Origin of the sequence: Ruminococcus sp. OA3 (genome assembly GCF_022440845.1) — a bacterium.
Classification (GTDB): Bacteria; Bacillota; Clostridia; order Lachnospirales; family Lachnospiraceae; genus Ruminococcus_G.
In genome coordinates this window covers 1480274-1493147 of sequence record NZ_JAKNTO010000001.1, presented here as the reverse complement: position 1 = coordinate 1493147, position 12874 = coordinate 1480274, and the positions used below count along the sequence as shown (strand labels likewise).

Here is a 12874-nt window from a genome sequence, read left to right as displayed (position 1 = left end):
TGTCTCACTCTTTAATGCCCTTTGTTAAAGGTATTAAACAAAGCAGAATAACAATTCCGACAAGACCGATTGCCACACCCATGACCATTCTTCCCCAGACCATACTAAAGCACATTCCTACGCCCAGTGCGAAAGCTCCGGCAACGCCGATAACAACCGTAAAAACTGTTTTTACCGAAAAATGGACAGGTTTTTTATGTTCCATTCTTCTCCATACGATTAAGGTTAAAAGACCGAGAAACAAACCAGCACAACCGAAAATAACGCCCGGTTTAAAGGCGTCCCACTCCGGAATAAGTGCCATGCACATACCGAGAGCAAAGAAAACTGCACTTACTGTTCCTAAGACCATTGCCACAAAACTGCTTTTTTTCATTTGAAGCACCTCCATTATTATTAAATCAACAGTTGTTGTTCTTTTATAAATCAAGTATAATAATTACAAAATATAAAAACAATCATCAATCCTTGTCCAAGTGTTGGAATAATAAAGGAAAAGCAGAACGGCATAGCCTTTCGACTATGCCGTTCTGCGGTAATGAATTACTTCCTTATGGGTACGCAGCTTTTCAACCGAGTTTCTTCTCTATAATTATCCTTCAACATTCAATTGGTATTTTCCGCCTAAGCGTAACAGTAAAAACCACTGCCGCTTTTTCTTCCCAACTGACCTGCGCGCACCATTTTTTTCAGCAGCGGATGCGGTCTGTATTTGGGATCACCTGTTTCATTCAATAGAACTTCCATAATCGCCAGTACGACATCCAGCCCGATCAGGTCTCCCAGTTCCAATGGCCCCATCGGAAGGTTAGCCCCCGCCTTCATGGCCGTATCAATCTCTTTCACGGAAGACACTCCTTCCGCATAGAGCAAAATTCCTTCATTTATCATGGGAATCAAAATACGGTTTACTACAAAACCTGCAGATTCTTCCACCTGAACCGGTACTTTTCCAATGCTCTCGGCAATCTCTTTCACCTGTGCGGTTAAAGATTCCGGCGTATTCATACCTTCCACTACCTCAACGAGCTTCATCACCTCGGCGGGATTAAAAAAATGCATGCCCACAATCGGACGACTCAAACCCTGTCCCATCTCCGTAATCGACAAAGCCGAGGTATTTGTTGCAAATATACAATTTTCAGGACAGATTCTCTCCAATTCACTGAACAGATTTTTTTTGGTGTCCATATCCTCCCGAACACTCTCAATGACAAGATCTGCCTGAGTACATATTTCATTTGTTCCTGTTTTAATTTTGCCCAGAATCTCTTCCGCTTTCTCTTTCGTGATCTTTCCTTTCCCTACGCGTTTCTCCAATGCCTGCGCAATTTTTTCTTTTCCGCTTTTTGCACTTTCCTCTTTTCTGCTGCACAAGCAAACTTCGTAACCCTCAGCCTGAGCAAACGCAAGCACAATTCCCCGCCCCATCGTTCCAGTTCCAATTACTCCTACAATCATTCCTGCACCTCTCGCTTACAAATTGTAACAGTTCAGACGGAGCATCCTCCTGCCCGGCTTTGTACAAATTTTTCCTCATCTGAGCTGTTACATCAAATCAGTAGTTACAAATAAGAATTCATATTCATTATATGATCCGGCAGATCATACCATATGACAGAAAGTCAGAAAAATAACACCGCTGTCCGGACCCTGACGGCCGGGTTTCTTCCCTACAGCTTTTTACTGTCCAGCAAGGCGGACGTCTTCCATTTTCCAAATCGATAGTAGAGCAGCATGGACAGACTGGAACAGATCCACGTAATCGGGAAAACGAGTATAATCTTGTCAATTGTATCAAAATATTTCAGCAGAAGGTGGAGAACGATCAGCCTCACACCGCACATGTTGATCATCAGAATGACCATGGGCGGAGTACTGCGCCCGGATCCACGGATGGCACCTGCGGTTACTTCCACGATGCCATACAGGAAATACAGTCCAAATGTCGTACAGCCGATTTTTGCACTCAGTGTGATGATCTCCGGATCATTTGAGAACAACCGGAACACCTGCTCCGGAAAGATCAGAATGATTGCGCTGATCGTTATCGTTATTCCGATCACCATCATAATGGCTGTCCGCGTCCCCTTTTTCGTCCGCTCCACATTCCGCGCCCCCAGGTTCTGTCCCACAAACGTGGTGTTTGCCTGTCCGATAGCCCACTGGGGCAGGTACAGAAACCCCTCGGCTTTTGTATAGGAAGCATAGGCCGCCATGGAGTTTACCCCCAGGATATTGATCTGGGTCTGTACCATCAGATTCGCAAATGTGATCATCATAGAGCGGACGGCTTCCGGAATGCCGATCTTAAAGATTGCTTTTGACATTTCCGGCCTGATGGTCACCTTGCGCAGTTCCAGCCGGTATTCTTTCGGAAGTCTGCAGACGCACAGAATAGTCAATACTGCCGCCAGGGTCTGGGAAAATATTGTTGCCAGGCCTGCCCCTGCAATCCCCATATCAAATACGCAGATAAAAAGTGCGTCTGCCACTACATTTATAATTCCCCCCAGCAGCTGGCAGAGCATAGGTGTCCTGGAATTGCCCAGAGCCCTTAAAACGCCGGCGCTCATATTGTAGCCTACAATAGACAGAATGCTCAGCAGGTAGATTCGCAGGTAGGTAGCCGCAGGCACCTGGATATCCACAGGAATCTTCAGCAGGGTCAGCAAATAAGGACAAAGAATCCATCCCGCCGCGGTAATAATCAACGAGAGTAGCAGGGTCAGCCCTGCGGCCGTATGCACCGTCTCTTTGATCCTGCCTTTTTTCCCAGCACCATAGAACTGGGCCGTCAGGACTCCCACGCCCATTCCCATGCCATTGAAAAATCCGATGATGCAGTTGACGATCAATGTGGTGGATCCGATGGCAGCCGCTGCGGATTTGCCCAGAAAATTACCAACAAAAATAAGATCCACAGTATTATACAACTGTTGGATCAAACTACTTCCCAGCAAGGGCAGGGCAAATAAAAACAAACCTTTTGCAACTGACCCTTCGGTCAGACTGCTTTTTCTTTCCGCCATATCTTTTATACTCCCGTTTTTTCTCCGAAATCGCTGCACAATTCACAAGAAATTTTTCCTATAGTTTATTTATTTTCCTCTGTGTCAACCACACTCCCGCAAGCGCCGTGATCGTCCCGGCAAGCATCCGGCAGCCTTTCAACGCCCATACAAAATACCGCATATTTACTGGATTATTTGCCTGTTTTATCCCGGTATCCTATCTAAATTCCTCTGTTTTAAAAGGGCAAGGGCATTGCATTTGTCTCAGCATTATTGTATAATAAAATTATATTTTAGGCAACTAATATTTGCATATCGTGCAAGATATACCTGATCACAATTTTTTCACTCTTTTTAGGAGGTAGCACATGGAAAAAGCTTATATTTCCAGAATTGAAGCTTTAAGGAAACAGTATCTTGACACACGCGTGGACATGGATGTTTACAACGCCAAATATCTCACCGAAGGCTTCAAGGAGAGCGAAGGCGAACCCTGGATCATCCAGAAAGCGACCGGATTTCGGCATCAGTGCCTGAAGAAAAATATTTTTATTCAGGACAATGAGCTGCTGGTGGGCGGCGCGGCATTCAAACCGCGTGCCGGTATCCTCTGTGCAGACAGTTCCTGTTCCATCCTGGACCGGGAGCTTGATACCATCAGCAACCGTAAATTTGACCCCTTCTTTTTAAGCGAAGAAGGCAAAAAAGTCTTCACAGAAGAGGTTTCCGACTATTGGAAAAACAAATGTCTTTTAGACCGCTGGCAAAGGCTCGCCCCGGAAGATATGCGTACCATGCGTGATAACGGCATGATCTATATCGACCGGAAGGCTGTTCGCGGCTACGGTGAGACGACCCCGGACTGGCCAATGATCCTGTCCAGGGGAGTTGGAGGAATCAAAAAGGAAGCCGAGGAAGCCCTGGCACAGCTGGATGATTCTCACGTGGGTGATCTGGAAAAAATGTTCTTCTATAAATCCGAGATCATTGCCGCTGATGCGATCATCGCGCTGGCAAACCGCCACGCAGATCTGGCGGAGCAGATGGCTGCAGAGTGCAAAGATGAAAAGCGAAGGGCCGAACTTTTGAAAATTGCCGAAGTAAACCGCCGCGTACCGGAGCATCCGGCACGTACTCTGTATGAGGCACTTCAATCGATGCTGTCATATGAATATGCTATTTATATGGAACAGAATGCATCTTCCTACAACCTGGGACGGATTGATCAGTATCTGTGGCCTTACTACAAAGCTGATCTGGATGCAGGCCGGATCACACCGGACGAGGCTCAGGAGCTGTTCGACTGTATGTGGATCAAGATCGCAGAACTTTCCCTTTTCCAGGACGAAGTAACCGCACAGTTCGCAGCTGGTTACTGCATTACGGTACAGGTATGTGTCGGCGGAATCGATCAGTATGGCAACGACGCAACCAACGACCTGTCCTACATAGCCATCCAGGCCACCCAGGATGTCCGTTTTAAGGAACCGAACCTCTCCATTCGCTACAACATCGCCAAGAATCCTGATTCTTTACTGAGAAAAGGATGCGAAGCGATCCGCGAGGGATTGTCTATGCCCGCCATCTATCATGACGATGCCGGAATCCGTATGATGCTGAACAAGGGTGTGCCGCTGTCCGAAGCGTGGGACTGGAATCCCTGCGGCTGCGTGGAGACGAACCTGTCCGGCAGAATGAAACAATATACCGATATGGCGGATATCAACATGGGCGGTATCGTAGAGATGGCACTGAACAACGGTGTATCCCGTATCACCGGCAAACAGTGCTCCGTTCAGACCGGCGATCCCAGAGACTTCAGAACCTTTGAGGAATTCTACGAAGCCATCAAGACTCATATCCGCTACTTTGTAGATGTCGTCGTATCCGGCAACCAGCTCCTGGATTACCTGAGTATCAACTATCGTACCGTTCCCGCGCTGTCACTGGGATACCACGATTGCATACGTCAGGGGATCGATTATTCGGCAGGCGGCGCAAAATACAATTGCGGGGGAGGTGTCATCACCGTAGGGCAGGCTGATATTATCAACTCCATTGCAGCTGTCAAGTATCTGATCTATGACGAGAAAAAGCTCACCATGGATGAACTTCTGAAGGCACTTGACGCCAATTTTGAAGGCTACGAAGACGTACACCAGATGTGTATGGATGCCCCCAAGTATGGCAATGACGATGAGCGTGCAGACTTCTGCGTAGGCGAACTTTTTACTTATGTGACCGATACCTTTGAAACATATCATACCAAATTCGGCAAGATGACGACCGGTATGCTGCCTGTATCCGGCAACACCCCGATCGGCGCATGGGTCGGTGCACTGCCTTCCGGTCATTACGCGGGAACACCTCTGACAGACGGAATCGGCGCCACCGGCGGAACGGATGTAAACGGTCCCACCGCTCTTCTGAAGTCTGTCAGCCACATTCCACACGCACGGTTTACGCAGGGGACACAGCTGAACATGAAGATCGAACCGGCAATCCTGCAGGGAGAATCCGGTCTTCGCAACATGATGAATATGCTAAAAACACAGTGTACCCTGGACATTTACCATTCACAGTTTAACGTGGTCGACAAAGAGACACTTCTGGCTGCCCAGGCACACCCGGATGAACACCGTGACCTTCTGATCCGTGTTGCCGGCTACACCGCATTCTTTGTCGAACTCGGCAAAGAGGTGCAGGATGAAATCATTGGACGTACGGAGATTTCTTCCTTTGGCGGCTGCGGCTGCCGGTGAGCATTTACCCCTTCTCAGAGATACCAATAATCGGAAGTACATTGGATGAATTTGCATATTTGAAAAAGTTTCCTGAAATTCCGGAAATTCACTTGTAAAGCTGTGATTTCATGGTATAATATAAGAAAAATATTCCTTTCAGGAAAACAGTACAAGAAAATTATATGAATGGAGGAAACACAAATGGACAATTTTACATTCTACAGCCCAACCTGGTTCCAGTTCGGAAAAGACGCTGAGTCACTGACCGGAGCATGTGTAAAGAAGTTCGGAGGCACAAAGGCGCTTCTGCACTATGGCGGCGGTTCCGTCGTACGTTCCGGACTGCTGGACAGGGTAAAGAAATCCCTGGACGCAGAGGGAATCTCTTATGTTGAACTGGGAGGTGCAAAACCGAACCCGCTTAGCGGAAAGGTTTATGAAGGCATCGAACTGGCGCGCAGGGAAAAAGTAGACTTCGTGATCGGCATAGGAGGCGGCAGCGCAATCGACTCTTCCAAAGCCATCGCATTCGGCACTCTCTATGACGGCGATTTCTGGGATTTCTATGATGGTACACAGGGACAGGTGCAGCAGTCTCTGCCGATCGGCGTAGTCCTGACACTGGCAGCTACCGGAAGTGAAGCTTCCACAGATGCCGTTATCACCAATGAAAATGGTATGTACAAACGCTGTGCAGACGGCGATGTCCTTCGCCCGAAATTCGCTGTCATGAACCCGGAACTCACCTGTACACTTCCGCCTTATCAGACCGCCAGTGGTGCATTCGATATCTTCTCCCACTGTATGGAGCGCTACTTCAGCCATACACCGGAGGTTGAGTTTACCGACCGTCTGCTCGAATCCTGTATGCTGACTGTTCTGAAGGAAGCAAAACGTGCAATGCTGGAACCGGATAACTACGATGCCCGCGCAAACCTGATGTGGTGCGGCACGATCGCCCACAATAACGTGACCGGCGTTGGACGCGCACAGGATTGGGGAACCCATCATATGGAGAACGAGCTGTCCACTCACTATGGCTGCTCTCACGGAGCAGGACTTGCAATTTTGACTCCTTCCTGGATGGAGTATGCGATGAAGACTCAGGGGACCGAACGATTCGTGATGTTCGCTACGCGTATCTTCGGCTGCCAGATGGATTATGAGCATCCGGAGGCAACAGCTCTGGAAGGCATCGAGCGTCTGCAGGTTTTTATTAAGGACGTGCTGAAACTGCCAACCACGATCAGCGAAATCGGCGGAAAGATGGAAGATGTTCCGGAACTTGCAAGAAGCATGTTCCATGGCGCTCCAAATCACGGAAACTTCGTGAAACTGACTCCGGAAATCACGGAAGAGATCTATCGCGCTGCAATGTGAATCAATGGAAGATAAACAGAAAAACCTCGGCACCCGCCTGAAATTCTGGCGTCAGAGCAGAGGATTAAAATTGAAGGATCTGGCTGCCCGGACAGGTTTATCCATCGGTTTTTTAAGCAAGATTGAAAACGGTACGGGCAACCCCTCCGTAGATAATATCCAGAAAATCTGCTATGTGCTGGAGGTAACTCCCAACGATCTGCTGACGCCGAAAAGCAACGAGGAATTGCTGATCAATGTTTACAAAAACAGTTCCTACGTCCTTAAAAGCACAGAGCGGTGTCTGCTCTATGATTTTTCCGGAAGCGTACGTCTGGAATCCATCTTTGAAGGGAATCCCAATTTCAAAGTGAATGCCATGACGCTGACGGGAGGCGCACAGGAACAGTACAGCGCCATGTACAGCTATGATGAACTGGGAATTGTAGCAAGCGGCTCCATGTCCGTGACCTTTGAAGATGAAACGGAATATATTCTGACCGCAGGAGATGCACTGATGCTCCGAGCCAACCAACATCATACCGTGGCCTGCGTTTCTGAAAAAGACTGCGTCAGCTACTGGGTGGAGATTGTCAATAATAATAACTGATTCCTATGCAAATATAAAAAGGACGCCGGAAGCTGGATAAAATGCCAGCAATCAGGCGTCCTTTTCATATCAGTCTTTATTCTTAAACTCCAGCCAGTAGCTGATACAGGTATCATCCGTAGCACTGGATAACGTGTGGGTGGTCTGCGCGCGAATCAGGATCATGTCGCCCTCCTGAAGGATAATTTCTTCGCTGTCGTTCAGTATGGTCTGAAGTGTTCCTTTTGCAACAATTCCAATTTCATCATGACTGTGTGCAGAACGAAAGCAGTTGCTGGTGTCTCCCTCCAGCGTCAATACATTCAGCGAAAAATGAGGGTCTCCCTCAAAAAGACTTTCAAATCGAACAAAACCGGAAAAATCATAGAGCAAACAGCGATCAGACTGGCGAACGACGTAGGATGAATCCTTGTTGATCGTACTGAGAAGTTCCTCTTCCGTTTTGGTAATCATCAGATCGTTGACGGTTATTCCCAGTGCATAACAGATTTTCTGGACATTATTAATAGAAGGATTTCCGAAACCATTCTCGATCTTGCTCAGAAAGCCAACAGAGAGTCCGGTTTCCTCCGACAGTTCTTTTAACGTCATTTTTTTTGATTTCCGGTAGGATTTTAAACGGATACCCCGGCTGATTGGATCTGGATTCATTCACACTACCTTTCCTTATCTTCTCATTTTTCCATAGTCTATTATAACATTTCAAGGTAATATGTCAATATAGAGTGCCAAAAGCAGCCGGGGATCCCTGTAGGATTACAATACATATGTTACAACTGAATAATTAAAATGCAGGGATCTCTCCTTTGTGTTATATTTTAGTCACCACAACCACAACATAAACAAAGGAGTTCCCTGCTATGGCTAGTATAACACAAGATATGAGATACCGTCTATCCCTGATCCGTTACGCTGAGAAGTATGGCGTTACCAAAGCTGCCGTTAAATATAAAACCAATCGGCAGTATATCTATCGCTGGAAACGTCGCTTTGACGGCTCTATGGAGTCCCTCCGTGAACGCTCCAGACGCCCACACAGCCATCCTAATCAGCATACGCCTCAGGAGATCAAAATGATTACCGATATGCGCAGACGTAATCCTGAGGCTGGTTTAGTCATCCTTTGGGTAAAACTTATGCAGCGCGGTTATTCCCGTTCTATTCCCGGGCTTTACCGTTTCCTTAGAAAACAGGGGATTATGGCTGTTCATCCTCCGAATCCCAAGTACATCCCTAAGCCTTATGAGCAGATGGCCTATCCCGGACAGCGGATTCAGATTGACGTGAAATTTGTCCCTTCTGCCTGTCTCATGAATGAAGCCAAAGACCAACGGTTTTATCAGTACACCGCCATTGATGAGTACTCCAGATGGCGGTTTGTGGAAGCATTTGAAGAACACAGCTCCTATTCCGCTGCCTTGTTCCTTGAGCATCTTATCAAAGCGTTTCCCTGCCCTGTCGAATGTGTCCAGACTGATAATGGTCAGGAATTTACCAAACGCTTCAGCTCTTACGGCGGTTCGGATAAACCTACCATCTTTCAAGTCCGGCTTAAGGAATACGGCATCAGGCACAAGCTGATACGTCCATTTACTCCAAGGCATAATGGCAAAGTGGAGCGAAGCCACAGGAAAGACAATGAGCGTTTCTATGCTGTCCACAGTTTTTACTCTTTTGAAGACTTCAGCAAACAGTTAAAACTCTATAACCGCAGAGATTATAATAACTTTCCTATGCGCCCACTTGGATGGAAAACCCCAAAACAGGTACTGGATAATTATCTGATGTCACTGTAACATATGTTTGACAAACCTACAGAGTGCCAAAAGCAGCCGGGGATCCCCCCGGCTGCTCTCTGATTTTTTTCATTTGATCATACTTTGCTCAGCATCAGGTTTGTCCGGTCAGCAGGAGCGACAATCGGAACATCGGCTATTTCTTCTCTGTTATAAGAAGAACCGGCTACCTCCAGATTGCAGGCGTACAGCGCCAGCAGCGTATCATTTCCGTCATTCACCATACCGTGCATACAGTTCTTGGGGGCATAAAAAAGCGAACCCGGAGTCACCTGGAAGATTTCGCTGCCGCCGTACATCGTACCGTGGCCCGAAAGAATGTAGAAAATTTCAGGCTGCTCATGGAAATGCGGTGTATAACGGCAATTCGGTCTGGTAATGCAGCGTCCCCACCAGAACTCTTTACATCCTTTTCCCTCGTCAAAGGTAGATGTAAAGAACTGACTGCGGGACCCCTGTGCAGCTTCCACCATGATGTACGGATCTGCATCTCCGGCTGCTGCCCATCTGGAACCACCTGCTCCGCTGGGATTCATCAGGTCCGTAGGACAGTTGGGCTGATAATAAGCCCGTGCCACCTCCTCTGCGACCGGTTCAGACTGGATATTCTCACCGGTTTCATTATCTGTCGCAAAACAGTATAGAAAACGGACACCGTTACTGCCGGATGCTTCATATGCATGCGGGACTCCAATCGAAAAGTAATTGGACGCTTCCGCCTCCAGCTGAAAGCGCTGGCGGCCCAGTCGTGCCCAGATTTCACCTTCCAGAATATAATTGCAGTGTGCAAGATTATGCCGGTGAAGCGGAATATCCCGCCCGGCCTCCAGTTGGGCCACACCGAAATAGAACTCCGTTTTCCCCGCTGTTCTCTCACAAAGGAGTTCTTTGATTTTGAGACCGTCGCCGACCTCTTTCCACTCCACATCATCCACATGTGTTACAAATGCCTTTTTATCCAGGCCACCCAATTTTCCCATATGGCGTTACCTCTCTTCCTTTCTTCTATAAAATGATTTCCTGTACAGCCCTTCTCCCCAGACAGCGCCGCCAACGATCAGTATTGCGCCAAGAATCTGCACCGGGGTCATCGTTTCTTTTAAGATTACAGCCGCCAAAACTGCTGCCGACGCCGGCTCCAGATATCCACAGAGCGATACGGTCTGAGCTGGCAATCTGCCGATGGTGGAAAAAAAGAGCAGATTACTGAGTGCCGTACTGACAATTCCCACCCACAGGATCGGAACCCAGTCACCCGTCTGGATCTGAAAATGAAATCCCCCTCGGACGGCAAAAAACAACAGTACGACAATGGGTGCCACCGCCAGCTGGAGCGCCGCATTATCTATCCCTTTGATCTTGCGGGATAATTTGTTAAAGATCACCATTGCCGCATTCATCACCATTGCACACAGCGCGAGAAGCAGTCCCCGCACGCTCAGTCCATGGCTCACCGCCTGCCCGCTGATCAGAAATACACCTGTCACTGTCAGCATCAGCGCCAGAATCTTCCGAAACGTAAGCCGCTCTCCAAATACCAGAGGTGATAATACCACTACGATGATCGGCGCGCAGAAATTGATGATTGTCGCCACACTCACGCCGATCAGAGTAAAGGCTTCATAGAGGAGAAGCCAGTTCACAGCCATGGAGATTCCTGACAGCGTGATAAAGAACACATCCCGTTTATTTCTGTATTCACTGAGCCTGTGCCCCGACCCGAAAAACAGGATTGCTACGAAGACGCCTCCTATGACGGACCGAAGCAGGACAATCTCGTAACTGTTCAGATCAATAAAGCTGGCCACAACCCCCTGGGTACTTCCCATAAGGATTCCTATAATGTAAAAAGCCAGGCTGTTTTTCATGCTTCTTCATTAAACAGAAGGTCTCCCGGCACGTATTTCATGAGCACTTCTTTCTGATCTGCCGTGATGTCCGGCATCTGATACTCTTCCAGACGTTTAGTCCACATTTCTTTCGTCACGTCCGTGATCATCTTCCGACCGCTCTCTTCCCAGGTTCCATGGGATACGTGGTTTGCGATCCGGGTCATCAGATAGTCTTCCCGATAACAGCACAGACTGTCTTCCATATTATCATCGGACAGTGTCAGGAACTGGCCGCCGGGTCCCGCCTCCAGGAAACAGTCATAGAGCAGAGTCTCTTCACTGACTTCAAAGCCGCGGTTAACACGCTGCACCATCTGCAGGATCTCTTCATCATAAATAAATTTATCAAAGCTGACCGAACTGTCAGATTCCAGGCTTCCCAGAGAGTGTACCATCAGGTCTGCACCACTTTGGATGGTAGCATTCATGGTCGCATAGGATTCGATACCAGCCTGCATGTCTACCTGTTTGGCATCGCAGGAGGAACCACCGGTTCGAACCGGCAGGTCATAGTAGCTTCCCATGGCTTTTGCCGCGGAGAAGATCAAAACCTGTTCTGCACTTCCTATGGAAGGCGTACCGTAGCGCAGATCGCAGCCGTGACTCTGAATGCCATACATCACCGGAGTACCCGGGCGGATCATCTGAGCGGCCACTACCCCGGACAGCGTCTCCACATTGTTGGACAGCAGAAGGGAAGCAATGGAACCCGGGACCGTCATGCCGCTCATACTGGACGGCGTGATAAAGACAGCCTGTCCTGCTGTGGCATATTCGATCAGGGCTTCACACATGGCCGTGGAAAAATGGCTGGGGGAAGCCACACTGATCAGACTGTTCAGTACCGGTTTATCGTGGATCCCATAGAATTCCTGTGTCATTGAAATGGCGTTTCGCGCGCTTAGTCTGCCATCCACCATACCGATGGCCGGTTTTGTATCCATCATCAGCACCGTCGCCATAGCCCAGTCGGACGCATATGTTTCCGGAATGAAGGAGAAATCCAGCATATTGGGGTTGGAGACATCGAGCACTTTACTGGATGCATTCAGTTTGGCAAAATCCGTGTACCGTTTCCGGTCGATCTTATGGTAATAGCCATCTTCCAGAAGGTAGATCGGACCGTAGGAAGGCGCACAGATCGTTTGGCCGCCTCCCACCGTCACGCTGGAACTTCTCCCTTGCCATGGGAATACAGACGGGCAGGTCTTCAGTGCCTTCAAAACATCCGCTTCCGTCATATAGACGATCTGCCCGTCGGTCCGGAAACCGTGGCTGCAAAACAATTCCACCAGTTCTTCACAGGCAAACACGACTCCGTTCTCCGCCAGCATTTTCATGGAATATTCGTGGATCAGATCCAGTTCCTTCTGGTCTGCAAAATCATATTTTAATCTCATAATACCTTCTACTAGCCTCCATTCATTCATTTCGTGTAACAGTTCAGGAAGATGCGCCG

The 12874-nt window shown here is 48.3% G+C and carries 11 protein-coding genes; 4 read left to right on the top strand and 7 right to left on the bottom strand.

Annotated elements, in window-relative coordinates:
* Positions 1-4: 4 nt before the first annotated feature.
* From MCG98_RS06765 to MCG98_RS06755, 3 genes are all read right to left on the bottom strand, one after another.
* Entirely contained in the window at positions 5-376 is a 372-nt protein-coding gene (locus MCG98_RS06765) for a hypothetical protein (RefSeq protein WP_240301190.1), read from the bottom strand.
* A gap of 248 nt (positions 377-624) precedes the next feature.
* Positions 625-1461: a 3-hydroxyacyl-CoA dehydrogenase NAD-binding domain-containing protein gene (locus MCG98_RS06760; protein ID WP_240301188.1), complete on the bottom strand. Its 837-nt coding sequence runs from the start codon at positions 1459-1461 to the stop codon at positions 625-627.
* Positions 1462-1673: 212 nt separating this feature from the next.
* Entirely contained in the window at positions 1674-3032 is a 1359-nt protein-coding gene (locus MCG98_RS06755; RefSeq protein ID WP_240301186.1) for an MATE family efflux transporter, read from the bottom strand.
* A 350-nt stretch (positions 3033-3382) separates the two neighbouring features.
* Here MCG98_RS06755 and MCG98_RS06750 point away from each other — a divergent pair, with 350 nt between their 5' ends.
* From MCG98_RS06750 to MCG98_RS06740, 3 genes are all read left to right on the top strand, one after another.
* A complete protein-coding gene (locus tag MCG98_RS06750; protein WP_240301184.1) occupies positions 3383-5776 on the top strand; it encodes a formate C-acetyltransferase/glycerol dehydratase family glycyl radical enzyme in 2394 nt (797 codons plus the stop codon).
* A 183-nt stretch (positions 5777-5959) separates the two neighbouring features.
* On the top strand, positions 5960-7138 hold the full coding sequence (locus MCG98_RS06745) for an iron-containing alcohol dehydrogenase (RefSeq protein ID WP_240301182.1): 1179 nt from the start codon (positions 5960-5962) through the stop codon (positions 7136-7138).
* A gap of 4 nt (positions 7139-7142) precedes the next feature.
* On the top strand, positions 7143-7727 hold the full coding sequence (locus tag MCG98_RS06740) for a helix-turn-helix transcriptional regulator (protein WP_240301180.1): 585 nt from the start codon (positions 7143-7145) through the stop codon (positions 7725-7727).
* Positions 7728-7796: 69 nt separating this feature from the next.
* On the opposite strand, the gene MCG98_RS06735 is transcribed toward MCG98_RS06740, so the two are convergent.
* The gene (locus MCG98_RS06735; protein WP_240301173.1) at positions 7797-8378 is read right to left on the bottom strand and encodes a helix-turn-helix transcriptional regulator; all 582 of its coding nucleotides are present in this window, start codon (positions 8376-8378) and stop codon (positions 7797-7799) included.
* 209 nt (positions 8379-8587) lie between these two features.
* On the opposite strand from MCG98_RS06735, the gene MCG98_RS06730 reads away from it, so the two are divergent.
* A complete protein-coding gene (locus MCG98_RS06730) occupies positions 8588-9523 on the top strand; it encodes a DDE-type integrase/transposase/recombinase (RefSeq protein WP_240288967.1) in 936 nt (311 codons plus the stop codon).
* Between the two features lie 77 nt (positions 9524-9600).
* Here MCG98_RS06730 and MCG98_RS06725 read toward each other — a convergent pair whose 3' ends face one another.
* Genes MCG98_RS06725 through MCG98_RS06715 form a run of 3 tightly spaced genes read right to left on the bottom strand, consistent with a single transcriptional unit; the run spans position 9601 to position 12815 of the window.
* Positions 9601-10503, bottom strand: a complete 903-nt coding sequence (locus MCG98_RS06725) for a dimethylsulfonioproprionate lyase family protein (protein WP_240301167.1) — start codon at positions 10501-10503, stop codon at positions 9601-9603.
* Between the two features lie 6 nt (positions 10504-10509).
* Entirely contained in the window at positions 10510-11391 is an 882-nt protein-coding gene (locus MCG98_RS06720) for an EamA family transporter (RefSeq protein ID WP_275891311.1), read from the bottom strand.
* On the bottom strand, positions 11388-12815 hold the full coding sequence (locus MCG98_RS06715; protein ID WP_240301158.1) for a trimethylamine methyltransferase family protein: 1428 nt from the start codon (positions 12813-12815) through the stop codon (positions 11388-11390). Before MCG98_RS06715 ends, MCG98_RS06720 begins: the two co-directional genes overlap by 4 nt.
* Positions 12816-12874 lie beyond the last annotated feature (59 nt).

Coding starts and splice junctions, on each gene's coding strand:
- MCG98_RS06765 (WP_240301190.1), bottom strand. CDS start 376: ATGAAAAAAAGCAGTTTTGTGGCAATGGTCTTAGGAACAGTAAGTGCA.
- MCG98_RS06760 (WP_240301188.1), bottom strand. CDS start 1,461: ATGATTGTAGGAGTAATTGGAACTGGAACGATGGGGCGGGGAATTGTG.
- MCG98_RS06755 (WP_240301186.1), bottom strand. CDS start 3,032: ATGGCGGAAAGAAAAAGCAGTCTGACCGAAGGGTCAGTTGCAAAAGGT.
- MCG98_RS06750 (WP_240301184.1), top strand. CDS start 3,383: ATGGAAAAAGCTTATATTTCCAGAATTGAAGCTTTAAGGAAACAGTAT.
- MCG98_RS06745 (WP_240301182.1), top strand. CDS start 5,960: ATGGACAATTTTACATTCTACAGCCCAACCTGGTTCCAGTTCGGAAAA.
- MCG98_RS06740 (WP_240301180.1), top strand. CDS start 7,143: ATGGAAGATAAACAGAAAAACCTCGGCACCCGCCTGAAATTCTGGCGT.
- MCG98_RS06735 (WP_240301173.1), bottom strand. CDS start 8,378: ATGAATCCAGATCCAATCAGCCGGGGTATCCGTTTAAAATCCTACCGG.
- MCG98_RS06730 (WP_240288967.1), top strand. CDS start 8,588: ATGGCTAGTATAACACAAGATATGAGATACCGTCTATCCCTGATCCGT.
- MCG98_RS06725 (WP_240301167.1), bottom strand. CDS start 10,503: ATGGGAAAATTGGGTGGCCTGGATAAAAAGGCATTTGTAACACATGTG.
- MCG98_RS06720 (WP_275891311.1), bottom strand. CDS start 11,391: ATGAAAAACAGCCTGGCTTTTTACATTATAGGAATCCTTATGGGAAGT.
- MCG98_RS06715 (WP_240301158.1), bottom strand. CDS start 12,815: ATGAGATTAAAATATGATTTTGCAGACCAGAAGGAACTGGATCTGATC.